This window comes from Moorena sp. SIO4A1 (genome assembly GCF_010672065.1).
Lineage (GTDB): Bacteria > Cyanobacteriota > Cyanobacteriia > Cyanobacteriales > Coleofasciculaceae > Moorena.
The window spans coordinates 1-26,798 of record NZ_JAAHHX010000046.1 but is presented as its reverse complement, the minus strand read 5'-3'; the positions used below and the strand labels follow the sequence as shown (position 1 = coordinate 26,798).

Below are 26,798 nucleotides of genomic sequence, written 5' to 3'. Positions count from 1 at the left end.
TAGACGTATTGTTTTTTGACCGGATTTTAGATGACACTTATTAGTGGTATTATTGGAAATTGAGCAAAAGTTAAACCCAAACACAGCAATACGGTTCAAAATCCGCAAAACATCATATAAATAATTGCCATGATTCCAGAAATCAAAAGCTTTTGCTCAAGCCTATCGTAGGTTTTATATTTTAAATAAATAAATTTATAAATATCAAGCTGGCACCCTATTTTAGGATAGTTTTTTATTTTTTTTACTATCATTCAAAATTTCTGGTTTAAAAGATTGAGTTACAGTTTGTGAAACTAGGTAATGAAGGAGTAGTATACCTTTTGTGTAAATTTTTGTTGCAGAATTAAACATTTCTGGGAACTTGAGCTAAAATCAATATAGGCTTTAAGTCCTTAAAAATTATATGAATAATCGTCAGAGGTTTGTCTTTAGATTCTTGGTGTTGCTTGTCTCAGGAGCTCTTGTTGCTTGGCTAGTGTTCGATAATAATCACTGGAGCGGTCGTAAGTCTGCAATAGAGAAAGCACTTAGTCAGGGTACTATAGGTCAGCTTAGTTCCAGAGAGGAAAAGCATCTTCAAGAGTTGCTTGACGAACTAGCAAGTGTCTCCACAACTGACTCAAAATGTAACATACAAGTCATTTTGAACAAGCCTTTCAGTGAAGATGGTCTGAATGTTTTCACTACGACTCCAGATTTAAAAAAACTAACCAAATGCAAATATGCTGATGCGATTTATGATGCAGGACTTGATGCCGTTTTTTTAGATAAGTCTCTTCTCCGCAGTTCAAGGATTAGTTGTACATTTGGAAGTTGCAAAATAGATTACTTTAATTTGAGCGATCCGACAGCCGAAATCTATCTACGCTACATAATTTTGCATGAATTTGGTCATAAATGTCTTCATCGAAATTTAAATTTTTTAAGTATTTTTTTCGCTTCTTCTGATGCTGCAAAAAAAATAGAAAGAGAAGCAGATTATTTTGCTCAAGAGGCGATTCAGCGACTTGGAGAAAAAGGAAAATTGCCTTCTCCGGCTGGGAGGGCAAGGTGGATTCATTTACCACCATCTACGCCAATATCTCCATCAGACAAAGTACAGGTAGCTCTGGCAGATATGGCTAACGAAATTACAGATGCATTACTTTTTTCAGATGCACCATACTCATCGATTTCTGATAATAAAACTCACGATAGCTTTGTAACTCGTTCTTTAGAAGTTCTAGAGAGAACCAATTCGATAATAACTAGTGATGATGTTTCAGGCTATGTTAACTTTGCTATTCAGCAAATTGAACGTATTCGAGATGTAACACCTCTGTTAAAAGCTGAAATCCATCTTGAAGAGAAAGATAAAAAGAAAGAGATCACTCAGAGAGTTAGCTTTGAAAAAGACCAGCTTATTATTTTCGGTAATGAAGGAGGAATTTTTTCGATTCCCTATTCAGATATTCGCAATGCTTGTCGTTATAAGCCATGCGCAGCAAAAACAGCAAAAAAAATTAACTCTCTTTCATCAGATTTACTAACAGATTTACTAAATCCATTTACACAGGTTGTTGCGACAAAAGCTTTTGGAACTTTGATCTCTATTCCTGGAAAAGGCTTTTTTTCTATTCACCAGAATAAGTGGATAGAAGTCTCTGACAGTATAAGTTTTCCCTTTAATTGGGAATATATTATTACCCCTTCACAACCAAGCGATGTTTTCCTAATCGTCTCAAAAAAAGATAGTGATCGTATTTTTCACTATGTTCAACTAGGTGAGCCAACTGTTTCAAAGAGCCAGACAGATCTATGTCGAGAAATTTCATTAGAGGGAGGAGCATATAAATGTTCAATGGAACCCGAGTTTGCTGGAGATGAAATTTATTTCTTAGTCAAGGATCTAAGCAATAAAAATAGGCTTGGTGTAGTTTTTGAAAATGCCAAAAACTTAGAATTTACGACATATAAATCCTTAAAAGCACCACCAGGTTTTTCCGCTTTTAGTACCAATATGAGGTTCGTTATTACTCATGATTATAATAAATGGTCTTACTATGCAGTAACTCATAATTTCGATCCTTACTTATTACATAAAGAAAAGTATCAAATAACTCTTTGGAAATTATCTGAAGTCGATGATCAAGCAAAAATAATTGACCAACATCAACTTACACTAGAAGCTATTCCTAGAGGAAATCAACCTAGAGACTGGTTGAATGTGCGACATCCCTCTCTCTTGACCTGTCAAAATATTTCATCAAGTTCAGTGATATGCACAGCCTGGAATGATTCGATCTATGGTTTTAACTCTGTCACTGAAAAACTTTATCCAGTTTTTCACCCTTCAGGTGTGAATAACCAATCAGGGGGTGGTTTAGTAGCTTATTGGACTAATAATGGCCACAAGGTAATTGTTATGGATGGGAGTAGAAATGATTTATGAAAAAGCTAATTTATTTATTTATTCGTTTCTTATTATTTGGCTTTGGTCTTATAGGTTTCTTGTGGCTACTTAGTCCAAAGTTTTTAGTTCTGGGTGCACACCAAGATCCTGAACCGAATTCTTTACTGATGCTTATAGGAGGCTACATTACGACAACAGTGGGTGTCGTGCTGGGTTCAGGTTATAGAGAGCTACAGCGCCGCATCAGAAAAGGGGAAGCAACAATCTCTCCCCGCAAGTTTCTTAAATACTTGGCTCAATCAACAGACCTTTGGTTAGGTCTTTTTGGTTCGCCTCTTGCGTTTGCTTTATTATGGAATTCGATCGAAGCAATTAGTCCTGGAGGTCTGGTAGTGACTGCCCTTGAAAACGGTTTCTGCTGTACTATTCTTGTAAATTCAGTAGTAGAGCCAGGTCCACCTACCACACCATCACCGCCAGCTGAGCAGTGAAAGTTGCACCGTTTTGGTCGGTAAGGTTAATTGGAAGCAATGGGATTTTGTTATCGAGACTTAGACAAAAAATCATGAAAAAAAAGCATCAAAGCTAAGTAGGGCAAAGGATATACACCACAGGTTAATCCCATCTAATTTAAGTAAGTTGTAAGTAAGTTTGCTCTACCGAACCTAGTATGCAGAACACCGCTGGCTAATTAATCACGTCGTAGGCATCATCTACCAAACAACCGGTAGAGTTTTTACTCTAGGTATAGTTCACCAGTACACCATTATTATTACTAACGCTTAGCTAATCTACTGATAGATTTCCATGTAGAGTTGGGCAAAAGCTAAATCTATCTTCGATAGATAAGGATAGTCTTCAAAAATAAACTCTGGAGATTCTCCCCGGTTAAGCCGACCAGCAATACGACGAACTGACAAGCGAGATTGAGGGAAAACCAACTCCCCTCCCATGATGTTAGGATCCCTTACCAAACTATCGACCCATATGGCAAATTTTTCAATTAGAGCTAGCAAGCCGAAATTAGTTATTTCCTTGGGCTGGGTTCCCAATAGCAAGGGCGAAAGTTGCCCATGATGAAGACGTCCACTTTTAGGTTGAGTTTTGTCTAGGGTATTTGTCATGGTTTAGGCTTTATATTCCATCAAAACTAAACGAATGATTACCTCTTTTATTCAAAAGCACCTCAAGTAGCGTGGCACAGGCTTCTAGGGTGGCACAGGCTTCTAGCCTGTGAACTAACGCATAAGCTGATAGCTGAGAGCTGATAGCTGATAGCTTACTTGTTGTCTCCTCTAAGACTTAGCCGTAACAGCAGCAATACGCTTCAAAATACTCAAAACATCATATAAATAATTGCCAGGATTCCAGATATCAAAGGCTTTTGATAAAGCATAGCGTAGAGTTTCGCCTTTAACTAACTTGATAAAGATAAAGCTAGCACCATTAGTAACAAGACCAAATGTTGGTTGCTCTGTTTGGGGACTCTTGACCATGTAAACTAGTGCTTGAGGAATTGCTGGTTGTAAGGAAACAGCAGAACGCTTCGACTCAATAACGGCTATCCAAATTGGTTTGCTCGCTGCCAAAATATCAATACGTCCTTTTACAATTGTGTCTTCATCTTTATCTTCAATGGGTAAAGACACTTCATACTCTGCTTTAACTTTAAAAGGCGGTTGGTAAAATCCTGCCCAATCCAATAAGGGAGAAACAACAACCATTTTAACTAGGTCTTCTAGTACCAAATCTTTAGACAAGTACTTGTAATTAGCTTTTGCTCTATCGAGCATTTGCCTTTCTAGTTCACTTAGTTGGGGGAGGTTTTCGACGCACTCTGGAAAAAACTCCGGCTCCATTACTTCTTGGAGCTTAAATTTATCTTCTACGTCACTAAGGCTGAGTTTTGATGGAGAAATAATAGTAGCCATAATGATTGATTTTTGTTTACAGACTCATTCTTTAATTATATATCAAATAAAATGGGTGCATCCCTGAGTGATAAATTGAAAACTTGGAGATGCACCCAATATAGAGTTTATAAAATAGATGAGGGACAGTTGTTATTGGCGCTGATTGCCTTTAACACCTTCTTACTTCTGCCCTCTGCCTTCTGCCCTCTGCCTTAAAAGGATAAGCAAAGTACTTCACCAAAATTAAAATTGCTATAGTTATCCAATATGTTCACAAATATAAGACCACATTAAATCAGATGACTCTTGAACTACTGGTTTTCCTGAGTGGGTTTGGGCTTCCTCTAAACCAGTAACATTTAATGTGTTAATCTCAGATAACACTCGCTTGCCATCGTCATCCACTAATGTATCGAAGCCAAAAATGACTATGCCTTGCTCCAAGAAACTAGGAATAATCGTTTCGGCAATTCTGATTTCGTCTTGATCCGGTTCGCCAACAGTTGTAGAACCCCCTGCTGACATATTGCAGATCCAAGAGTCTTCTTTAGGAATCCTGAGGAAACCTCCTGTAACTTTCCCATTCACCACTAGCACTCTTTTATCACCTTTGCTGTAATTTTTTAAGTACTTCATGGCTAAATAGTCACCACTATCCCTTAAGCTTTCTTCAATGACTGACTTGTATTCATCAAGGGAATATTGATTATTCCCTTCCCAAGCCTGGTCATCAACTATCCTGATAATTCCTTTACCTCCATAGCTGCGCAGAGGTTTTAAAACAATGGGAAACTCTTGGTAAAATTCTAAAATTTCCTCCAGAGTACTGCAAAGTTTCATCGGTGGACACAGTTCTGGAAAGTTCAGAAGCGATGCTTTTGTATCTGTTTTTTTGATTCCTGATGGACGATTAATGATTTTATCTTCCGGTACATGACTGGTAATGAATTCAAAAAACTCATCGGGTATTGGTCGGTCTATCCTCAGAAAAATCAAATCATGATCTTTAAAGTCTGTTTTGATGCTAGCATTTAAGAATTGTTCACCGCTTTCTTGAGGAACAAAGTTATCGTCAACCAGCAAACTCATTAACTCAGTGGAAGTATAGTCATAGAAAAATTCCTTATTTTTGGGGTTTCCCCTGCTTGCCACTTGAATAGAGTCACAAACAGGATGTTTAGCCATAGTTCTCAGTAGGGGATAGATTGAACTTATTCCCCCGTGGGTATGATGATCAGTAATAGCTAGTATTCGATACTTTTTATTGGTCATGAAATAATTCCGGTAGTTTGGAAAACCCCGATTTTAATCGGTGGATGACGTATTGCATTTGCCTTTCGCCTAGGCAATTATAAGGCTTCGTGGTAGTTGTGGGGAACAGGGAACAGGGAGCAGGGAGCAGGGAATAGGGAATCGGGAATCGGGAATCGGAACCCACCCCTAACCCCTCCCAGGAGGGGAACGGGAATCGGGAATCGGGAATCGGGAATCGGGAGCAGAGGCAGGGTGTCAAAGGTGTTAAAGATATTAAGTGTGGCAAGTGTGGGGAGATGGGGAGATGGGGAGATGGGGTAAATTCTTATTAAGGGCAATTATCCCGACATGATATGTATTTTATCATAGCTATGAGGTACAAAAAATTGGTTTCCTTATTACCTATTCCCTGCTTACTGCTTACTGCTTATTGCTTCCTTATCCCTGTTCCGGTGATCCGCTGTTCCCTGTTCCCTAAAACCCAGAAATTTGTACCTCATGAGGAAAGATAATTGCTATAAAACCAACCCGATTGAGAATTGCTATAGTATGGTCAAATCTGTTTCTCGAACTAGCTGCCAATGGTAAAGATAGCTTCCTTACCTTTGACTCTCGAAGAGTTTCTGGAACTACCAGAAACTAAACCCCCTAGGGAATATATCAACGGTGACATTACCCAGAAACCAATGCCTAAAACTCGCCACTCCAGACTTCAGAGCAAGTTGACGAGTACAATTAATTCTGTTGTTGAGGAACGGCAAATAGCCTACGCTTTCCCAGATATACGATGTACTTTTGGCGGACGGTCAATTGTTTCAGATCTAGCAGTTCTTCGCTGGAACCAGATTGAATTTGATGATGAATGGGAGCCTGTCGATGATGTGTTTATTGCTCCAGACTGGACTATTGAAATTATATCTCCAGGCCAGAGTTCAAACCGAGTAACAGGTAACATTTTACATTGTCTAAGACATGGTTCTCAACTAGGATGGCTAATTGATCCTTACGACCGCTCGGTCTTGGTTTTTCTACCTAACCAACAACCGGAATTGTGTCAGAGAAGTGACTCTCTAGTGGTGTTAGATGGTATCGAGCTTCAGTTGACAGCAGAGCAAATTTTTGGCTGGTTGAAAATGGGAAGTTTAGCAACATAAGGGAGTAGGGAGTAGGGAGTAGGGAGTAGGGAGTTTTGATTAAGCTGAATTAAGCGCGATCGCATTATCATTGAAACAACCGGTAGAGTTTTCATTCCCGGTCTAGTTCACAACTACACTATTAGAATTAGTAACGCCATCTGGCCAGATGGGACAGATGTTGATTAAGCTGAATTAAGTGCGATGTTCCGTTCGCGCAGCGTCTGGCACTGCCAGTAAGGAACCGCTTGTGGCCTTCGGCCTCCGCTGCGCGAACGCGATTGGCCGTAGGCCACGCTACGCGAACGCATTATCTACCCAACCTTCCCTGCTCCCTACTCCCTACTCCCTACTCCCTACTCCCTTATTACCAACTATTGACCAATCAGGAATCCCATAAAAGAACTATAAGACACACTAAAGGTACTTTTGTCTACACCTTCTAATCTGACATCAACACTGTCTTTAGGATCTAATTTCATCATTGCTGTTATCGATTGTGCTGTGGAATTTTTAATCAGCCCAGGTTCGATTACAATAATCGTTGTGTTATTGTCATCAGTCTTACCATTCTTATAAATGCCCATAATCACACCATCGCTGTTACCATTCCCTCCTGAAAATTGTAATGTGGCAGCAAAAAAGTAATAGCCTGATGTGGGGGCTATAAACGCATTGCTTTTATCATCAAAAACCTTGTAAGGGTCATTCCTTTCAACAAATTCTATGACATGGGTTCCTGAGCTTTTAATATTTTGACCATCAAATTTTCTGTCTGCAGAAAATTGATATCGTGTTGCTGTGCCCCCCTCTGCAACAACACCCTGACTAATTTTGGTATCAACATAGGTTTTTACCGCCTTTTCGGTCGGTACGGCTGAATCACTGTTACCCTTAAGCTCTTGATCATTGGAAAACTCATTGACTGCTACACCATTTTTAAGCTTCAGATTACCATTGACATCTAGATTTGCCCCTGGATTGGTCTTGTTAATACCAAGTCTGCCATTATTGGTATTGAAGTGCATCTTGATATTGTTAGAATCCCCTGTATCACGGATGTAGAGATTATCGTCAACACTTATATAAACCTGTCCACCGTAACGATAGAAGGCACCATCTTTATTTATATGCTCAGTGCGTTGAACACTCACATCAAGGCCTTGGGTCTGGGTAATCCCAGCAATGGTTAGGTTACCGGCAAACGAAGACTGACCTGTCCCCAGCACACTCAGCCCACCATTGGCTGTTGTGGTTAATGCCATTCTCTCATTGATGCCATTTAGGTCTCGCCAGGAGTGCTTGAGATCAGCAGCATAGAACAAGGTTTGATAGTTGATACCTAGACCATATCCGCCCCATAATTGCAACTTCAGGTTGTTGTTGAGATCTGTATTTGTAAAGACAATTTGTTGGCTACCGTGAATTTGAAGCTTGCTGGTGTCCCCTAAGGTAACATTACCATCAACATTCAGACCACCTTGGCTCTGGGTAATCCCAGCAATGGTTAGGTTACCGGCAAAGGAAGACTGACCTGTGCCCAGCACACTCAGCCCACCATCGGCTGCTGTGGTTAATACCATTCTCTCATTGCTACCACTTACGTCTCGCCAGGAGTGCCTGCCATTAGCAGCGTAGAACAAGGTGCTACCGTTGATACCTAGACCATATCCGTTCCATAATTGCAACTTCAGGTTGTTGCTGGTGTTGATGTCGGTAAATACAATTTGTTGGTTACCGTTAACTTGAAGCTTGCTGGTGTCCCCTAAGGTAACATTACCATCAACACTCAGGTTTTCGGCGACGTGTAAGGCATCAGCTACCTGTAGGGCACCGGATGAATGTTGCGATCGCACTGTGCCATGAATCGCGATATTGTCAGTATCCTGATTCCCAAGAAAGACAAACCCTGATAGGATGCTATCCCCTTGCACACTTAGTCTGGCATCAGCATTAGCATTGGTCCCAATCCCAACATTGCCATTAACTGTCAGGTCTTGGTTTACGTTGAGAGTCTTGGCTTGAAAGTCTTGCTCCGATGAACCAGCTAGATTAGCTTTTCTCTGGTCAACTTGGTTTATTTGGTTGTCAATATAGCTCTTTACTGCCCTTTCGGTGGGTACGGCTAAATCATTGTTACCACCAAGACTGCCATCATTGGAAAACTCATTAACTGCTACACCCAGTTGCAGCTTCAGATTACCATTGACATCTAGATTTGCCCCTGGATTGGTCTTGTTAATACCAAGGCTGCCATTATTGGTATTGAAGTGCATCCTGATATTGTCAGAATTATCCTCAGCACTATTAAAATCACGGATGTAGAGATTATCGTCAACGGTTATATAAACCTGTCCATTGTAACGATAGAAGACACCATCTTTATTGATATGCTGACTGCGACTAAATCCACCGACATCAAGGCCAGGAGTCTCGGTAATCCCAGCAATGCGTAGGTTACCGCCAAAGGAAGAGTTACCTGTACCGAGCACACTCAGCCCACCATCGGCTGCTGTGGTTAATGCCATTCTCTCATTGGTACCGCTTACGTCTCGCCAGGAGTGCCTGCCATTAGCAGCGTAGAACAACGTGCTACCGTTGATACCTAGACCATATCCGCTCCATAATTGCAACTTCAGGTTGTTGCTGGTGTTGGTGTCGGTAAATACAATTTGTTGGCTACCGTTAACTTGAAGCTTGCTGTTATCTACAATGACTTGCCCAGTGCCTTTGGGACGAATCAAAATATTTTGGCTACCATTACTGCCAATCGCTTCAATACGGTCATAGCCAATCCCAATGCCTTGGCTCAGATTTTGGGCATAGAAGGCTCCAATATCAGCAGTTATCTCATTGTGGTTAGCTCTAACTCTGAGTTCACCCTGTTCAACATGAAGTTTCTTCTCTGGAGTGTCTATACCGATACCAACATTCCCACCAACACTCAGGTCTTCTGCTACCTTGAGAGCATCAGCGATTTCCAGTTTCCCGGATGAATGTTGCGATCGCAATGTGCCATGAAAGGTAATCTTATCTTCATCCTGGTCTCCCAGTAACACATCCCCGGGTTGATGATCAACGTCCCGAGCAATGACATCCCCTCGAAATGTTACATTGCCCTCTACTTCTAGATTCCCGGAGACAGTCACTGCTCCATTTAAATGGGTATCTCCCCCATCAACCTTAAGCTTGTAATTCCCTGGTTGTGTTGTGCCAATCCCAACCTTACCATCAACGGTCAGGTTTTCCGAGACGTTTAAGGCATCCGCTATCCGCAGTGACCCAGATGAATGTTGCGATCGCACTGTGCCATAAATAGTCACTGTATCTTGATCGCTGTTCCCTAGGGTGACGTTATCACTGACCGTTAGAGCACTCTCAATGGTCAAGGGTCCGGTCATGGTACCCCCAGATTGACTCACTACTCCAGTCAAGGGAGAGAAAATAGCGCGACGGTCTTCTACTAATTCCCACTTGCTGCCATCACAGAGCAGTAGGGCTAAGGGAGAGTAGTGATGACTAATGCCATGGGGATTGGCTTTGTCTATACTCCATTCAACGGTCTGTGAGGTTCGGGTAGGAATCAACCAATAATCCCCAGTGCTGTAGTGTCCCGATTCAAACTTAACTTCTAGGTCATTGTTTAACTGGATATATCCCTCATTCCCCTCAGGCTGTGTCACTGTGATCGCTTGTTCCGAATCCCAAAGCCGCACTGTGGGAATTGTCCCCAAAGACTCTCGTGTCACCGGTTGATTGTTGGGCCACTCGGTCACATACAGGTTATCCCCTTGGACATTGTTGAGCTTGACAAATATCCCCGGGATGCCCTGTAGGGTATTCCGCTCATCAGTGATTTCCACCCACTGACCAGTAGCAAACTCAGCTTGGGAATCACCGCCAATATTAATCCGGTTACTATCAATGCTTTCGATCCGAGCTGCGATCGCACCATTATGCCGTGACCACTTAAAGGTGGCTTGCCCTAATTCTCCGGATTGATGAATTTCTAAACGGTACAACTGATTTGCCTGACTTCCCCCTGCCCCTTGGGGAGTACGGGCTAAGAGCTGCCCTTTGTTATTAGCAACGTTAACCCAGTTATTCCATAGTTCAGATAATGTGTTATTATCTAATTCCTTATTAATATCCGCTTCCACCTTAAGCAGCTTAGCCTGCCAAACGGTCTTAGTCCTGGTGCTGGTATCTGGTCCACCGAGAGCTTCTTCTCGAATACTGGGGTCTTCAATGATTGTGATGTGCCGTTGCCAGACATCCAGATAAGCCAAGTAGTAACCTGAGGTTTTGTCCAGTTCTACCTCAGGCAAATCCGGTTGTTTGGTATATTCCACCTGCTGATCATTTTCACAAAAGATGCCATCCACATAGCAGTGTCCCTTGTTAATGGTCAACGTGCTACCATTGTCACTCACCTTAAGTTGAAAGCTGCTACTGGTATTACTCAGAACACCATTTTGAGTATCAGTGGGAAAACCATTTAGCCCAATGGTATCTTGAGCAATTGTCCAATCGCGATAGGCACTGATATCTAGCTGTTCATTCCAATCCGCATCCAGCAATACCCTACCTTGCTGCATCCGGACGCTACTGTAGTGTTTGTTGCGATTAAATGTGAAGCGAGTAAAATCCCCTTTCATCAAACCCTCCTTATTATCAGATAGATATCAGATATCTACAGACAATTACCTACAATTTTTAGAATTAAGAATTAAGAATTAAGAATTAAGAATTAAGAATTAAGAATTCTACATTCTACATTCTGCATTCTACATTCTGCATTCTGACAAACAATCTTCTCAAGTCACATAAAATACCCCTACCTGAAGACCAAAGCGCAAGTATTCATTGAGGGCTGCTTTTAAATTAGCTTGGCGCTGGGGCTGCACTAAGGGATTGAATGCTCCCATCTCAGAGCCATTTTCAGCACCGGTGCGGATTCCCTCAGGAGTGTCAAAGGTCAATTGGCCATAGCCCGGTTGACCATAGTTAAGAGTTGTGAAAACAGGTTGCTGGTTAGTTAGTAATGTGGTATTTTCTGCTGCTGTCAACTCGTCGATACTGTTGCGTCCTAGCCGCTGTGCCTCTTGTTCCAGGAATAGGTCAGGTTGACACTGATAGCGATTCGGTGTTTGGGAACCGGACGGAACATAAGAGAAGCGTATCCCACCAACCTGTCGTTGTTCAACGGTGACAGTATCTGTGAAGATAGTTTCTGAAGCCAAGATTATTTCCTGGACAGCGACTTGACCGAAAACAGTGGTTCTTGCCATAGTGGTTGGGGGTCCGTAACTGTTGTTAGCAACAGATGCGATCGCAAATTTCCCAGCGCCATCAATAATACTATCTTCGACAGTTAAGTTAGCACTCTGTGCTGGTAGGCGTAATGGTCCGACAATGCTGTGTCTAATCATTAGCTGTAAATCAGCTGTCTGTCCTTCTTCGACAACTATGCTGGCTTGACCTTCTTCTGCCATCACGGTGCAGTGGGTTAGGTTCAGTCTCAGATTCCCTTGAATTGCGATCGCACCTTTGATCAGCAAGCCATTGAGATCTAAGGTTGACCCCGCTGCTGCCCCCACTACAGTTAACTTTCCATCCACGGGATGGATACTAGGGCAAGCGCCATCAGCGGCTTCAATCACTAATCCTTTAAGATTGCTCAGTTGCAGGGGAGTGTAATAGGTACTGTTATCCATAATTCGGATAACTCCGAGCTTGCCACGGTTTACCCATTCCTTGAGGGCTCCCTGCAAGCTAGTAAACCATTGCTCAGATTTGGGAGTATGGGTTTTTGAAACAAACCATACCGTGTTAGAGGTCTGGGTTAAGCTTTGGCGTCGGCTGTAGGGTCCACCACCAAGGTCAGCACTAAATCCGTAATTGTAGCTGACTTGTAGTTGATCTGGCTCCGGGTCTTCCCCTTCCGCAAAAGTCAAGCGTCCCAAATCCACATCCACAGCTACGGTTTTCCCCTCTGAAGGGCGACTCCAGTTGCGCAAATCCCTCCCTTCTACCTTATCGATTGGGATCAGTTGACCATTTTTAATAATCGTGACACTGCTGAGATCACCGTAGTAGTCTTGTAACTCTTCCTGAAAAGCTTGGGATGCGATCGCTTGGGGTACATTAATTGCTGCCGCCACCTCGCTAAACTCGGTTCTAGTTTGAGGACGGTTAAACAAGGGCATGTCATAACCCAAAGGATGGAAGGTATAGCGACCTTTGTTCGGTAAGGGAGTGACTTGAAAGGTATACTTGCGCTGGGTTGAGGCCGATTGCACCGCAACAATGGTATTTTGGAAGCGTTCTGGATCCTGACCGAGGGCAAAGGAATAGGCAACATTCCGTTGTTCGGTAATGGCATAAGCATTACTATTCCTGACCGGGTAGCTTTCCAGACGCCACAAAAACACTCCTACACTGGGGATGTTATATCTACCGCGATTGGATTCAAAGGGACGGATATCGATAGTGTGGGCAGCAGTGTTGAAAGGACTGTCTAGGCGCTCTAGGGCATCGGTTCGACGCAGGTCAAAGGTACCCCCTTTCCCTGGGCGGATGTGAGACAGATGCTGGGTTGTGGCGATATAGTCAAAATATTCTACTACCCTGGCTTTCCAGCCAGTTACATCCTGAACCACCATTTCCAAAGTGGCAGTAGTCCCTTTACGGCGACGGTAACGAATTGTATTAGCAATCCGGGTACGTTGGCTGAAGATAATCTGCTTTTCATCATTTAAATCCTCGATGCCCAGTAACTCAGCAATATAGGGCATCACCCAGGAATCACAGGTTTCAATAAACCAGTTGTCATACAAGCCTTCAATATCAGCTTCTATAATCTGGAGTTCCTTTTCCATTACTGCCAACAGCGCCCGTAGGGGTTCCCCTTGGGCAAAATCTCGCTGCCGGTAGATAGCAGGTAATAGATTATAAAGCCGCTCGGTTGATTGGTTCATCTTAGGAATACCGTTGTTCACCAGGGAGATTATAGAGAACTCAAAAGTCAAAAATAACAGGATTTGATCAGATGCGCATCTTATGGTAATAAACAATATAGATTCTTAATAAGGGGAGCAGTAAAGGTAATTGATAATTCCTGAAACCCTTATCTATCAAGATATACGAGCTTGTAAATCAAAAATAATATCTAAAAAGCCTAAACTCCTATAAAATTATAATTTGGGCAAAATTCAATATCTGCATAGCCTTGCACCATACTTTAGCTACGGTTTCCCCAAAGGAGACCATTGAGCTGTTTGCAGTTACATACAGCAAAAAACAACAGGGCTACTTACACGTAGTACCCGATTAATCTGTAAACCATTAGTTGGAGGTGCAGCGGAAAGGGGCTGAGTGCGGTATTGCGTCCACACTTTGAAAGCTCCTTGCTAACTCTAACCCTCAGGGTTTAAGTGGTGTATTCTGCTGCGAAATTTTCGATGAAAAAAATCCGTATTGTTCTGTGGGCGGCACTATTGTCTGGTGCTATGCTCATGATTCCACAGCCAGCTCAGGCGATTGAAAGCATAATCGAGCCGGTCAGTCACTTTGATACTGGCACAGAGGGTTGGAGCGTTGTTGACGTTAATGATCAAGAAGTTGACCCCGAACAGTCTAGAATCTGTGGATTCATCACTGGTGGCTACATTCGTAATGATGATCAAGTCGGTGATGGAGCCTACGATTACGTTGCTCCCGAGAAGTTTGTTGGTGACAAATCCAGTTTTTTCAATGGAAACCTCAGGTTTGCTGTTGAGGTTAATTTGGAAAATAGCGATCAGATTACCGAGGATATCAATAGTTTAAATAATAGTTTAATAAATGGTTTAATAAATGGTTTAACAATAAGTGGTGGTGGTTTGGAACTACAGAACCATGTATCGACGCCCACTATAGACCAATGGACTCCCTACACAATCCCCCTTAATGCAGAGGGTGGATGGATAAAAACTGACAGCAATGAAGCAGCGACGAATTTAGAGATAATGCAAGTGCTGACAGATTTGGATTATTTAAAGATTAATGGCGATTGGTTTACAAATACCAACAAAGACCGTTCCAGTCTCGATGAAGTTCGCTGGGAAAAGTGTGGATCTCTCTACGTCTATGAACCCCCGAATAATTCTGCCCCTGTGGTGACTAATCCCATTGGCGCTCAAACCATTAACGAGAATGAGTCTTTTACCCTGACAATTGGGGAAGCAACATTTAGCGATACCGATGGAGATAGTCTGAGCTTGAGTGCAACCATACCGAGCTGGTTGGATTTCGATGGCACTACGTTCAGTGGTACTCCCAGTAGCGATGACATTGGCACAACCACAATTACTGTAACAGCCTCTGACGAGCTATGCAAAACCGTCAGCGATGCCTTTGAACTTCAGGTTAACCATGTTCCCGTGCGTACTGAAATTGCCAATTCAGTGGAGGATTTTTCTGATACTCAAGGAGAGCATAACTGGTTCTATGGCTACTACGATGGTTCCCTGACCAGTGCTGATTTCCATGAAATGCAGGAATACACTAAGGGATCCTGGAAAGTGAAGCAAGGAAAATACTGGACTGAGCTATCTAACACTATTGCTCATCCCAACGGTCCGAAAACCACCGGTAGACGGAAAAGGGTTGAGCAGTGGGGAGTTCGTCGCTGGGTTAGTGACATTGAAGGGGAAGTTACCTTCAAGGGTCACCTCGCCAAGAAAGACAGTCGTACTGCCAGCGATGGTGTGATTGCCTATATCTTTGTTGATGGTACTAAAATCTGGTCTGACGCAATCCATGGCAATGATGGTGTTGGGGTTTATTTCACTGTATCGAGCAAAGTGCAAAAAGGCTCGGTAGTTGACTTTGCCCTGGCACCTGGCAATAGCGACTTTTTTGATAAGAGCACATTCACGATTAGCATCATTGGTTTGTTGTAGAGCTTAAGTATTCAGCGGTCAGCGGTCAGCGGTCAGCGGTCAGCTTCAAATAAACCTTGTTCGCCCATTGCGCATTGGCGCAATGGGCGAACGGGAGAATTTAAGATTGATAGATTAATGAGAATTGAAAGTCTTCAGAAAAGTCCTTGGCTAAGGTCAAAGGCTTATAACTGATAGCTTACGTCATTTTGCGAGAGCTTCCATAGTAGAGACCCTGAAAATAATTGCCATATAAGTGCCATGTTTTACTAAGAATTACCCTCTATATATGCTTGAATAGTTTTAATTAGATGGTTTTTATTTAGTTGACATTTATATAACTCATCATAGAAGTTAATATCTACTTCTCGCCAACTTATCCAACCGAGCAAACTAGTATGGGAATGTTTATTATCTGTAAAACTATAAGCAACTAACTTGGGAGCATTTCTGATGGAAATTATACAAAAATCGTCCTGAGGGCTAATTATGTTCTCAAGATCGTCTTGATAGACCATAATTTTAAAGGTAGATTGATTGATCAGTTTTGATTTCGTTTCATCATCAAGGGAATCGTAAAAATACCGAAATTCATCCTGTTCATATTCAATCAGATATCGTTCAGCCACTCGAACGTCCAAAAAATCTTTCAATTGCTGTTTATTTTTCAGGATCTTGAGGAAATGTAATGAACAAATTGCCTTGACCGTACCTTCTTTGTATAACTCAGCCAGAGTGAGAATCTCCGAAAAAACAATTTTTCCTTGTTGTAGATATAAACTACTATTGATTAGTGTTTTGAGGCTGTCTATTTTTTTAATAAATAGCGGTATAGTTTGCCGTCTACTATATTGACGTTCTAAAAAAGCTACTAATTCTGGCTTTTCGCTGAGCAGTAAATGGTCTCGTAGTTGTTCTTTTAAACTATCTAAGTTATCTTCATAGTCTTGCTCCCAATAGATAGATTTTATATCTAGTCCTTTTTCAAGGTTTGCACTGTTATTGGTATTCCAATGTGCTACAAAGAAACCTATTGTCTGAGTTTTGCCCGATTGAGATTCCGATAGGACTCTCCAAGTTTCAATACACCTATATGTAGGTCTATTTTCAATCATACTAAGATCATATCGCTTAGTGAATTCATAACTAAAAGTTGCTTCTTGCTCTGTGGCATTACTTTCATAACTTTTGATACTAATTTCTATAGGGATTATATTATTCAAATTCCATCCCGCTTCCCTTGACTGTTCGCTGCTATTTATGGCTTTAGTTTCCCCCTTAATATTAAATGTTATTTCTCCTTCGTCTTTGCTAGCGTAATTTTTGCTTTCTCGTTGCAGCTTTATTGTCACGACGAAATCCTTCGCAGGATCATAAAGTTTAAGTCTGATAAGAATAGGTTTTAGTATAAATTCATATAGTAAAGATAAGCATAAAGCCATAACCGCACTTAGGGGTAATAGATATACCCAAATCCCTGACTTTATCGGTTCTTCTAGTAAATATAGTAAGTTTTCTTCTTGTACAATTTGATGGCTTTTGTCCAGGAAAATATCTAAACATAAAATATAGTATTGATCAGTATCTTTATCTTTAAATTTATACCATAACGTTCTAATTGCGTTAGTATTTTGATCGTTTATATCTATATAGATACCAGTAATTGCTGACTTATTGTCGAAACCATCAGTGATAAAAAAATTATTACTATAATCATTGTTACTAGCTCTAAACCAAGGTCTGGTTTTAAAATCTATCTCTGATGTATAACCCTGATCAGTAAATGGATAAGATATCAAAAAACCTGTATCAATGTTAAAAATATAAACATTATTTATTCTGAGATCAGGAATATGTTTCCAGTAATGCTTATCATCTGTTAAATAAGTAATTACCTCTTTACTAAAATCATGAAAATTTTGTGTAGCCATACTATCGTCATCATTTTTTATTATTTCTGTCCCTATACTTTTTAGCATTATATGAGTAAAGTTTTGAAAAATTTTATCATTACGACTTTGTTTTTGTTGTTGATTTCTGTTTATTGCCTGCTCCTGGACAGTCTCGTTTATATTACTCCATTGTTTTGAATTAAAATCGATTACACCAGAATAATCATAGTAAACGTTAATAGATTCACTTGTCTTTATTATCTTCCAGGGAACAGAACCTTCATTTGGTGATAGATTGTCAACAATTATTTTTTTTGTTATATTTCCAGGAACGTTTAGGATTCCAGATCTTTGAAAATATGATTTATAGTCCTCTTTTAATTTATCTTGTGTTTTTCCAACAAAATCAGCAAATATTTTTGTAGATTCTACCTCTAGGTCTAGATTCTCATACCAGACAGTGAGCTGTTTATATTTCTCAATTTCTCGATTATTTTTTACAACATATCCAAAAGATATGATCAGCACCATCGATACTATATAAGCAATTAAAAATTTAGAGGATAATGCATAGGATAATACACGATGTATTAATTTAAATGAATTATTGTCTGATTTCCGATTGAAGCCTGAAGATACCATACTATAAGTCTAATTTCCTATTTCAATGCAGGTGTTTACACCTAACTGATTTGCCAATTGTTACTAGGTTAGCCCTAGGGCGTGTTTTCAAAGTTTTCCGCAAGATTTAGATCCCCCCCAGCCCCCCTTAAAAAAGGGGGGAGCCATACTCAAAGTCCCCCTTTTTTAAAGGGGATTTAGGGGGATCTCCGAGGCAAGAAAACACGCCCTAGGCACTTTCAGATGTCGGGGATAAGATTTTTAATCTCTTGATACTAAGTTTGTTGCAGAGAACCATGATTGACTGACTTTATTCCTAAAACCTTTGATGTTACCTAGGGAGCAGTGGAATGCTAGCAAAATCCAACAAAACCATTGCCAGGGTGAGGTTTTACTATGTTCAACCCAACCTACGAAGCTGCAATAATAAGTCTATTCGCTGAACCCTGAGTACTAAGATTCGATAATAGCGATCGCGAAGCGGTTCCAAAGGAACATCGCGTTTTCTTACTTCACTGCTTCCTTATTTGGTTTTGGGATTTGGTTTGAGTAGTGATTATGATATCACTACAGCTAACTTCTCACCTCTCCCTATTCGTATTGATAGTTTTATCAAATTTATTTTGATTTGGCAATGAGTATTTGTACTTTTTTTTTTGTATAAATGAGTTGTAAAACTAGATTGTGATTTTTTATAAACTAAAAAATTCTGTATTCCTTACTGCTCTTAGCTATTGGGAGTTTTATGTTTCCTAACCTTTTGGATTATTTGTTCACATATCAAATCGAAATACTATAGTAATCTTAATTTCCTTCATGTTCCTTCGGTAGTGCTTCAGTTTGACCCGGTGGGTGGAATGGGCATCTTGGTGGAACAGGCATCTTGGTGGAATGGGCATCTTGCCTGTTCCAATTTTCGGACGGGCTGTACCAACGCTGGCTATGAGGCGGACAATGAGAGTTTCTTCCCTAAAGCATCCTACGCCTCCCTACCCCACTCTTCGCCACCTGGTAATTCAGTTAAATAATCATCTAAAACTGCTGGCAGTTCTTTAGCTGAATACCGGTAAGTGAGACTAAGTAAACTATTGGCAGTCAAAATCAGCTGTGGTTTATCCAGTCTCTGGGAAAGTTGAGACCGCCTTAACTCTCCATTGAAAACTTCCAGACTAGCAGGAGCGATCGCTGCTTCTAGTGCTTCCTCTAACCTGGGCTGCCATTGATCAGGCTTAATATAATAGGAGGTCTTATTATCTTTGAGATTAAGCTTTTTAATTTCCAGAATTGAACTGGCAATTGAAGCTGCCCAAGAATTGGTTAAACGCTGCTCAACTTGGTTTTTAATTAAGTGGATAAATAGCCTAACTAGGAACGAATCAATATTACGCAAAATTGCCTGTTTACTCATCCCTTCTAATTCATCGACAATTGCTAAAGCATCTGCGTATCGTCCTTCTACAATGCTAGTTTTGAGGTCTATAAGTTCTTGTGTCATAGGTAAGGGAATTGTTAGGGAGTCGGGAGCAGGGAGCAGGGAGCAGGGAGCAGGGAGTAGGGAGCAGGGAGTAGTTAATTTAGAAGAGGTGATTTTGATAACATTAGTGTGATCAAGATTTAAAGTAGAGGCATAAAACTAATTTGGTCTTGATATTAATCTAACTAGCCTCTATTGTTTTAGTATGGTTTTGATAGGCAGCCTCTTTTTCAGCTTTAAACTGTCGGAGTTTTTCAATAAAAGGAGGGGGATTTTTACGCTGTTGCTCGCGCATTTGATGACTCCACGCCAACCAGTCAGCAATATAAGCGCTCACGGAAACTTGGTTGTGTAAATAGTATAAAATTGTGGCATAAACCTGTTCTAGTGTTACCGTCCTATAGCGTTCGGCAATCGCTTCTGGTGTCTGGGCGCGATGGATATATTGATAGAGAATATGTTCTATCCCAATGCGTGTTCCTTTAATGCGAATATCATCGGGGGCTAAAAAATCAAAGTAATCTTCTAATTGCATTAGAACAGTTTTTAATTGAGGGAGTAGGGAGTAGGGAGTAGGGAGTAGGGAGTAGGGAGTAGGCAACAAGGAAAAAATATTGTGTACCTGATTAGGCTATAACCCGCTATTATATATAATACGTGGTGATAATGCGTAGGCTACTTGCCAAAATCATACCCTAATTCAGCAACACCTGGTATTTGACTATGGTAATTATTGTTTTTGAACCAAATACCCAGGATATTTTACAATGGATACCGTAAAATTATACCAAGATACCGTCGAAAAAATTCTCAAAGACTATGCGGCAATCCCATACAGTTATGGTGATATTAAGCAGTATGTCATTATTGATGCCGATCGTACTCATTTCCTACTGTTTAATGAAGGATGGAACGGCAAAAAAAGAGTCCATGGCGTTGTCACCCATGTTGAAATTCGTCAGAGCAAACTCTGGATTCATTATGATGGCATCGAAGACGGCATTACCGATGAACTAGTTGCGGCGGGTGTGCCAAAGGATCATATTGTCCTCGCCTTTCATCCTCCCCATTTACGTCAACATACTGGATATGCGATCGCATAACCCCAATCACAAATATAGCAATTATCATAGCTATGAGGTACACAATTTCTGGATTTTAGGGAACAGGGAACAGGGAACAGGGAACAGGGAACAGGGAACAGGGAACAGGGAATAGCGATGCGCTGGATCAAGACAGGGAATCAAAGTCAAAGAAGACTGTACCTCATAACTGCGAGAAACGCTATAAACCGAGGAATAAGACAATTCTCAAAAAAGTGCGATCGCATCAGCGCTAACCAGTCAGTCCGCAACTTGATGCGATCGCATCCCATAGTTATTCAAGTAAGAAGTGAGTAGTAAGGTATGTTCATAACGCACCCATCCCATTAACAATTCCCTCTTCTTTCTTCCCTACTCCCTACTCCCTACTCCCTACTCCCTGTTCCCGACTCCCGTTCCCCTCCTGGGAGGGGTTAGGGGTGGGTTCCGACTCCCGACTCCCGACTCCCTAAAATCCTAACCCAATCGAGATTCAATAATAGCGATCGCATTAGCAATGCCATCTTCATCCCGGATTTGTTTGCCCAAGGCTTCAGCATTTTGCCGAATAGTCTGGTTTGTCGTCACTTCGCGGATAGCAGTAGCCAGCTTCTCGGCAGTCAATGTCTTTTGGGGAATCGGTTTACTGCCCACACCAAGGGCATGAACACGCTCGCCCCAAAACGGTTGGTCTACAAAAAAGGGACAAATGATAGTCGGACGACCTGCCCGTAAGCCAGCAGCGGTAGTGCCAGCCCCACCATGATGCACCACTGCCGCCATACGGGGGAAAAGCCAATCGTGGGGAGCGCTATCAATTTTGAAAATGCTGTCGGGCAAGTCATCCACAGCCAAGCCACCCCAACCCGTAGCAATAATCCCCCGCACATTGGCTTGCTGTAACCCTTCAATCACAATTTCCGTCAGCCGCTGGGGATCTCGTCCAGCCATACTGCCAAAACCGACATAAACCGGAGGATTGCCAGCATCAAGGAAATCCTGTAACTCAGCCGGTGGTTGCCATGTATCTTGTTCCTCTAGAAACCAGTAGCCTGTTGGCACCACACTCTCAGGCCAGTCCGTAGCTTCTGGCATAACAAACTTACTGTAACAATATAAAACCGGAATCTGTTCACCGGTAGTGGTACGCAGAATATTAAAACTCCCCGGTTGGGGTGGCAAATCATGGTCAGCTCGCCACGTTTTAACGGGTTTGCCTGCTGAAAACTCCATTAATCGATTGACGAAGCGATAGGTCAGTTTGTTATACCAGCCCCCTAAAGGCCATTTCGGGAAGCCCATGTTAGGAAATTCAGCGGTAGGCACCAGCATCGGCAAGGGAACCGCCATGATCACGGGAATGCCCAATTTTTCGGCGAAATGAGGGCCCCCATAGGCTTTGGGGTGGAAGATGATCAGATCAGGGTTGGCTTGTTGTGCGGAATTCCAAGTATCCTTAAGCATCATCCGTTGCATGGGAGCAACTTGTTTAGATAACTTGCGAGTGAGTTTGATGATTTCCCAGAGGTTGGTCGTATTTTCCATGGCATCGCGACCTTGATCTGAATTCATCAGCTTCATCATCTCATCGGTCATATAGCCATAACTTAAGCCATGCTCCCTGATGAATAATTCAAAACTGGCACTAGTACAGACTGTGACGGTATGTCCTGCTGCTTTTAAACCTTTGCCCAATGCTACATAGGGCTGGACATCGCCCCGTGAACCTAGTGTTTGGATAAATATATGCATAGGTCAGTAGACTTCTTTGCTGAAGTAGGGAACAGGGAACAGCGGATCTGGGAATAAGGGTACATGAATCAATTGTGATAATTTTTGTTCCCTGTTCCCTACTCTCTACTGCCTGCTCCGTCTTTCCTGTTCCCTTTTCTTTCTTCCCTTTCCTATACCCAATCGACAACGCTCGCTGTGCTCCTTGATCACCCAAGTTGGTTCACCGTACCTGATGTAACGGCCATCATAGGGTTCTTGACACATGGAGTCGAGAGTTTTACAAGTCACATTATCGCCGTCGCTGGTACAGACAAAATTTTGGAGGTGTTGTGTCGCCAGTTCCAGAGCGTCAATCACCACATTTTGCCGAATCAATTTCCGGGTCATGGATAAGATTGGAGCTGATACATAGCCCTTAGGGTCGGCCTCAGCTTCGGAACGATATTGTTGGCATACAACTTCAGTCATAGGCAATCCATCACCATCGCACAGTGCCATGCGCCGGTGGCTGGTATTGAAGACAATGGGCTGCTCTTGGATGTCACTGTCTTGGCTCTCAGAGATGGTGCGAATAGAAACTGCTGCGTTGACAACACCGAGGTCTTCCAATTTATTTTTGTCAACTGGTCCCGCTTGTCCGGTAACTGCAATGGAGACCATCGCCCGACTATTTTTCAAAGCACCAGCAGCCATTTGTCGAGCTGTGGTTTCTGTATAAACATCGCCTTTTTTGACCCCAAGCATCTTGCGCTTAGCATCACTATCATAGGTGGAAAATCCACCGTAGGTGTAGGAGCCATAGAGGGGAATGTTGACGATTGTGGAAATAATCATGCCACTGGTCAGAGACTCCGCTGTGACAACATTGAGCTGCCGTGCTTTAATTTCTTTCAAAAAGCTTTCAGCTTTGTCATTCATCACAGGAGTGTAATCAATGGACATATAATCTACTGTAGTGCAACCATTGTCCATGTACAGTAACCCTCGTAAGCAGGTTTGAGCTGAGTCGCTGGTATCCGCCATTGCTAGTTGGACACCAAGCAGAAAGGGTAAGATTAGCGAGACCAGTACCATCAAAACTTTATTTTTTCGCATTTTTGATTGTCTTTTTCCAAAAGATAGTTAAATTGACTCTGATTACACTATCAATGATTGGGTTTTATTAGCTGGTCTTTATTTAAATTTAATGGTTTTGAGAGCAAGGGAGTAGGGAGTAGGGAGTAGGGAGTAGGGAGTAGGGAGTAGGGGGAGAGGATTTGATGTTTTTGTTATAACTGAATAATTTTTAATTTAAATGCACAACTAAATGCACAAAAGGTTTAACAAAAATAATCCGATCTTCCGATCAAAAACGTTATTCCGAAGTTTTACAAGGTTTCAAAAATGTGTTTTACGCTGATCGGGATGCCGTGATTTGATTATAAAGTTGAGGCAGAAGCTGTAAGTGTTGAATCGCTGCCAAATTTGTGATTGCCGATGTATCGCTAATAACAATCACAACCTTCCTAACTCCCGCAAATTTTTCAAGTCAAGTTCAAAGTCTTCAACATCGTAGGAGTAAAGCGGAATTTTGCGCTGCTTAAGAAATTGGCGAAACTCGTTGGGTTCCATGTGGGCCAGTCGGCTGGCATAGTTTAGTGTTAGGCGACCTGTTTGGAACAAGTGTAATGCAATTTCCTGGCGAAACTCACTTGGGGTAAGCTGAGATGCTTGTAGGATTGCGTCTGAAATAACGATACTCATCACAGAATTGTTTGATAAATCGTATTTTTAATGATAGCTCAAAAACTTTCTGGGTAGTGGTAAAGATGTAATCTTTACCACTACCGAATACTCCAAACCTGACAATTAATTAATAAAAACTGGCCAACTGCTGCAAAAACTCTTGATGTTCCTTACTGGCCAAGCCAGCTTGCAAGGTTGCCATCACCTTCACCATATCTTCCGCCAAAAGTGCCGAAACTGCTAACCATAATCCCGGAAAAACTTGGCTGCGGATAATTCCTTCTTGATCAGCTACAAGCGAAACATAGTCTCCCTCTTGCCAAGAAAACCAATCAAAACGCTGGTCAATTACCTGCCAAACCAGATATTCTTTTACTCCATTGCGACGATAAACTCGTTTTTTATCTCGGAGGTCAATAGAAGCAGTACTTGCTGCAATTTCTGCCACTAGTTCTGGTGCGCCCTCAATATAACCATCATCGTCCAGGCGACTTTGGCCACCACAATTGCTATCAATTAGTAAAACCACATCAGGTTGGGGTTCATTATCAAGATCCAGCCGCACTGTAGGGTTATCACCTAATCTTACACCAGGAGTCGCTATTTTATAGTTGCCCAACCAAACGAGTAAATTAGCATGGGGCTCAGCCTGGGATTCAAACCGTAAGGGTGATCCCATATAAACAATTCCTTCAATTAGTTCTGCTTTTTTGAGATGGGGCATGGCTTGATAACGCCGCTCAAATTCTCCACGAGATAGCAGATATCCATTTTCTAGGACTGGAATAGTTTTCTGTCTGTTACTAGTGGGAGCACTCATAACTTTTCTACTGTTTCCTAATGGGTTTGTAATCAAGTTATTAGTTATTAGTTATAGCAGTTTTAAATTGGGTGAGGTACATTTTTTAGGGAGCAGGGAGCAGGGAGTAGGGAGTAGGGAGTAGGGAGTAAGGAGTAGGGAGCAGGGCTGTTTGAGTAAAACGTAAGCATATGCGCTACGCGCACGCTACGCGAACAGCTGAATGCTGACAGCTGTCAGTTGTCAGCTTAAAATAAATCTGGGGAAAAGTTTTGCTTAGCGATGCGCTACGGGCAGCCAAATGCGATTGGCCTATGGCCTCAGCTTCCGCGCTTATGCGATCGCATTTGAATTGGGATGTTGGTTTTTGCTGGAGTAATTCCAACGCAACGGTCAAAGTTGGCTTCAGCTACGACAACCTATCCCTGGATGTCTGTCGATAACAGTCTGTATGTTAATAAACACAATAAAGCAGGGTTTATTAATAATTATTTCCAGTTTATTGACAAGAAGTGTTTATCATAGTAAATGATTTAAAGTAAACTTACCGACTCCCGACTCCCGACTCCCGACTCCCGACTCCCGACTCCCGACTCCCTATTTCCTATTATGACTTCGGAGCAGGGAAAAGTGCTGCTTTGCTTGACAACAACGATAGAAAAACATCAGCCATTTTGGTAAACTTGTATTACTGGATTCAACACTTATGGGAATAGAGAATATAGAGATGAGTCATCAGTCAATCGGTATTACTTCTCTTGGTTACTATTTACCAACTGGAAGAATGACTAGTTTGGAAATGTCCCAGCTTTCTAATACTCCGGAAAATGTCTTTATTGAAAAAATCGGCATCTTTCAAAAGTGCGTAGTCACTGATGATGAGCAACCCTCAGAAATGGGTACCAAAGCGGCATTGTCTGCTATAGATAATGCCGGGATTAGAGCTAGTGATATCGATCTTATTGTTTACTGTGGTGTAGGGGATTATGATTATCGACTATGGTCACCGGCTGCTAAGATCCAATCTGAAATAGGAGCTGATCAAGCTTTTGCTTTTGAGGTCAGAAACTTCTGTAATAGCGGCAATCTAGGGATAGATATATGCCGTAATATGTTAATAGCAAACACTGAGTTTACCTATGGGTTAGTTGTTTGTAGTGACAGATTATCAAGTCTTGTGGACTACTCTAATCAAGATAGTTTATCCACATTTATGTTTGCCGATGGTGCTACTGCTGCCATTCTGAAGAAAGGAGAAACTAGTAACCAAATTTTGGCTTATCACGCGGTTACTGATTCAGAAGCTGTGGACTGTCTTAAAATTCCACTAGGGGGAACTAGGCTACCTTTTCATTCTGACAATGTAGACCAAAGCTTAAATTATATGCAAGTTGCTGACCGTGAAAAGCTAGACAAAATTATTTCAGAAGTTTACCTGGAGAATTATAAAAAAGTAATTTTGAAATCCCTACAAAAAAGCTCATACACTATCAATGATGTAGATGTAATCTTTACTAATCAAGGAAAAAAAAGCCTATTAATAAATATTTTTTTCTGGTTGGGCTTGACCCTAGAACAAACATTTATCTCTCTTCCTGAACATGGAAACTTAGGGGCTAGTGATACGTTACTTGGCCTCTGCAAAAGTAGAGAAGAGGGTAAGATTAAACCAGGGAATTTGGTAGTGCTAGCAAGTAGCGCTGCTGGCTTTTCCTGGGGGGCTTTGACTATTAAATTTTAAATCCATGTACCTGGAAAAAAGCAGAGTAATCAAAAAGTAAGCATATGCGCTACGGGCACGCTACTTGAGGTGCCGTCAGTTGTCAGCTGTCAGTTGTCAGCTTAAAATAAA

At 41.6% G+C, this 26,798-nt stretch carries 25 protein-coding genes; 9 read left to right on the top strand and 16 right to left on the bottom strand.

The features are described from left to right. Positions 1–406 precede the first annotated feature (406 nt). Together F6K53_RS25050 and F6K53_RS25045 are read left to right on the top strand one after the other, a co-directional pair. A complete protein-coding gene (locus tag F6K53_RS25050) occupies positions 407–2,434 on the top strand; it encodes a hypothetical protein (protein WP_293068417.1) in 2,028 nt (675 codons plus the stop codon). Further along, complete coding sequence (locus F6K53_RS25045; protein ID WP_293020785.1) at positions 2,431–2,886, top strand: hypothetical protein; 456 nt, start codon at positions 2,431–2,433, stop codon at positions 2,884–2,886. Before F6K53_RS25050 ends, F6K53_RS25045 begins: the two co-directional genes overlap by 4 nt. A 300-nt stretch (positions 2,887–3,186) precedes the next feature. Here F6K53_RS25045 and F6K53_RS25040 read toward each other — a convergent pair whose 3' ends face one another. The 4 genes from F6K53_RS25040 to F6K53_RS25025 all read right to left on the bottom strand — a co-directional run bounded on the left by F6K53_RS25040 (position 3,187) and on the right by F6K53_RS25025 (position 5,821). Continuing rightward, the gene (locus tag F6K53_RS25040; RefSeq protein ID WP_293068420.1) at positions 3,187–3,519 is read right to left on the bottom strand and encodes a DUF433 domain-containing protein; all 333 of its coding nucleotides are present in this window, start codon (positions 3,517–3,519) and stop codon (positions 3,187–3,189) included. Between the two features lie 171 nt (positions 3,520–3,690). After that, complete coding sequence (locus F6K53_RS25035; RefSeq protein ID WP_293068423.1) at positions 3,691–4,326, bottom strand: type I restriction endonuclease; 636 nt, start codon at positions 4,324–4,326, stop codon at positions 3,691–3,693. Between the two features lie 240 nt (positions 4,327–4,566). Then, complete coding sequence (locus F6K53_RS25030) at positions 4,567–5,580, bottom strand: YheC/YheD family protein (protein ID WP_293068426.1); 1,014 nt, start codon at positions 5,578–5,580, stop codon at positions 4,567–4,569. Continuing rightward, on the bottom strand, positions 5,570–5,821 hold the full coding sequence (locus F6K53_RS25025) for a hypothetical protein (RefSeq protein ID WP_293038056.1): 252 nt from the start codon (positions 5,819–5,821) through the stop codon (positions 5,570–5,572). Before F6K53_RS25025 ends, F6K53_RS25030 begins: the two co-directional genes overlap by 11 nt. Positions 5,822–5,933: 112 nt before the next feature. Here F6K53_RS25025 and F6K53_RS25020 point away from each other — a divergent pair, with 112 nt between their 5' ends. Further along, entirely contained in the window at positions 5,934–6,074 is a 141-nt protein-coding gene (locus F6K53_RS25020; RefSeq protein WP_293038058.1) for a hypothetical protein, read from the top strand. Positions 6,075–6,143: 69 nt separating this feature from the next. Beyond that, positions 6,144–6,716: a Uma2 family endonuclease gene (locus F6K53_RS25015; RefSeq protein ID WP_293020780.1), complete on the top strand. Its 573-nt coding sequence runs from the start codon at positions 6,144–6,146 to the stop codon at positions 6,714–6,716. On the opposite strand, the gene F6K53_RS25010 is transcribed toward F6K53_RS25015, so the two are convergent. Next, positions 6,659–6,811, bottom strand: a complete 153-nt coding sequence (locus F6K53_RS25010; RefSeq protein ID WP_293020779.1) for a hypothetical protein — start codon at positions 6,809–6,811, stop codon at positions 6,659–6,661. The two genes, F6K53_RS25015 and F6K53_RS25010, sit on opposite strands and share 58 nt — an antisense overlap. Positions 6,812–6,945: 134 nt before the next feature. On the opposite strand from F6K53_RS25010, the gene F6K53_RS25005 reads away from it, so the two are divergent. Further along, entirely contained in the window at positions 6,946–7,095 is a 150-nt protein-coding gene (locus F6K53_RS25005; RefSeq protein ID WP_293020778.1) for a hypothetical protein, read from the top strand. On the opposite strand, the gene F6K53_RS25000 is transcribed toward F6K53_RS25005, so the two are convergent. Further along, a complete protein-coding gene (locus F6K53_RS25000; RefSeq protein ID WP_293068432.1) occupies positions 7,070–11,353 on the bottom strand; it encodes a DUF6519 domain-containing protein in 4,284 nt (1,427 codons plus the stop codon). The two genes, F6K53_RS25005 and F6K53_RS25000, sit on opposite strands and share 26 nt — an antisense overlap. A gap of 159 nt (positions 11,354–11,512) precedes the next feature. Further along, a complete protein-coding gene (locus F6K53_RS24995; protein ID WP_293082559.1) occupies positions 11,513–13,675 on the bottom strand; it encodes a phage tail protein in 2,163 nt (720 codons plus the stop codon). Between the two features lie 483 nt (positions 13,676–14,158). On the opposite strand from F6K53_RS24995, the gene F6K53_RS24990 reads away from it, so the two are divergent. Beyond that, positions 14,159–15,640: a putative Ig domain-containing protein gene (locus F6K53_RS24990; RefSeq protein WP_293068438.1), complete on the top strand. Its 1,482-nt coding sequence runs from the start codon at positions 14,159–14,161 to the stop codon at positions 15,638–15,640. Between the two features lie 248 nt (positions 15,641–15,888). Here the strand turns inward: F6K53_RS24990 and F6K53_RS24985 are convergent, their stop codons facing one another. From F6K53_RS24985 to F6K53_RS24970, 4 genes are all read right to left on the bottom strand, one after another. Further along, on the bottom strand, positions 15,889–18,153 hold the full coding sequence (locus F6K53_RS24985; RefSeq protein WP_293068441.1) for a hypothetical protein: 2,265 nt from the start codon (positions 18,151–18,153) through the stop codon (positions 15,889–15,891). 752 nt (positions 18,154–18,905) lie between these two features. Next, positions 18,906–19,031: a hypothetical protein gene (locus tag F6K53_RS24980; RefSeq protein WP_293068444.1), complete on the bottom strand. Its 126-nt coding sequence runs from the start codon at positions 19,029–19,031 to the stop codon at positions 18,906–18,908. Positions 19,032–19,111: 80 nt separating this feature from the next. Continuing rightward, positions 19,112–19,627, bottom strand: coding sequence for a DUF29 family protein (locus F6K53_RS24975; RefSeq protein ID WP_293068447.1), 516 nt, complete (start codon positions 19,625–19,627; stop codon positions 19,112–19,114). Between the two features lie 160 nt (positions 19,628–19,787). After that, positions 19,788–20,141, bottom strand: a complete 354-nt coding sequence (locus F6K53_RS24970) for a DUF433 domain-containing protein (RefSeq protein ID WP_293068495.1) — start codon at positions 20,139–20,141, stop codon at positions 19,788–19,790. 232 nt (positions 20,142–20,373) lie between these two features. On the opposite strand from F6K53_RS24970, the gene F6K53_RS24965 reads away from it, so the two are divergent. Beyond that, positions 20,374–20,709 carry a XisI protein gene (locus tag F6K53_RS24965; RefSeq protein WP_293047812.1) on the top strand — a complete coding sequence of 112 codons (336 nt, stop codon included), beginning with the start codon at positions 20,374–20,376 and terminating at the stop codon, positions 20,707–20,709. Positions 20,710–20,739: 30 nt separating this feature from the next. Here the strand turns inward: F6K53_RS24965 and F6K53_RS24960 are convergent, their stop codons facing one another. From F6K53_RS24960 to F6K53_RS24940, 5 genes are all read right to left on the bottom strand, one after another. After that, entirely contained in the window at positions 20,740–20,913 is a 174-nt protein-coding gene (locus tag F6K53_RS24960; RefSeq protein WP_293068450.1) for a hypothetical protein, read from the bottom strand. Positions 20,914–21,165: 252 nt separating this feature from the next. Next, positions 21,166–22,440 (bottom strand): glycosyltransferase, encoded by a 1,275-nt coding sequence (locus F6K53_RS24955; RefSeq protein ID WP_293068453.1) that lies wholly within the window; start codon positions 22,438–22,440, stop codon positions 21,166–21,168. Between the two features lie 105 nt (positions 22,441–22,545). Next, positions 22,546–23,517 carry a CinA family protein gene (locus tag F6K53_RS24950; RefSeq protein WP_293082556.1) on the bottom strand — a complete coding sequence of 324 codons (972 nt, stop codon included), beginning with the start codon at positions 23,515–23,517 and terminating at the stop codon, positions 22,546–22,548. Positions 23,518–23,916: 399 nt separating this feature from the next. Continuing rightward, positions 23,917–24,165 (bottom strand): UPF0175 family protein, encoded by a 249-nt coding sequence (locus tag F6K53_RS24945; protein WP_293068459.1) that lies wholly within the window; start codon positions 24,163–24,165, stop codon positions 23,917–23,919. 109 nt (positions 24,166–24,274) lie between these two features. Further along, positions 24,275–24,967, bottom strand: a complete 693-nt coding sequence (locus tag F6K53_RS24940; RefSeq protein WP_293082553.1) for a Uma2 family endonuclease — start codon at positions 24,965–24,967, stop codon at positions 24,275–24,277. 293 nt (positions 24,968–25,260) lie between these two features. Here F6K53_RS24940 and F6K53_RS24935 point away from each other — a divergent pair, with 293 nt between their 5' ends. Both F6K53_RS24935 and F6K53_RS24930 read left to right on the top strand, forming a co-directional pair. Beyond that, positions 25,261–25,389, top strand: a complete 129-nt coding sequence (locus F6K53_RS24935; protein ID WP_293068465.1) for a hypothetical protein — start codon at positions 25,261–25,263, stop codon at positions 25,387–25,389. A gap of 284 nt (positions 25,390–25,673) precedes the next feature. Next, positions 25,674–26,687: a 3-oxoacyl-[acyl-carrier-protein] synthase III C-terminal domain-containing protein gene (locus F6K53_RS24930; protein WP_293068468.1), complete on the top strand. Its 1,014-nt coding sequence runs from the start codon at positions 25,674–25,676 to the stop codon at positions 26,685–26,687. The last annotated feature ends 111 nt before the right edge of the window (positions 26,688–26,798 follow it).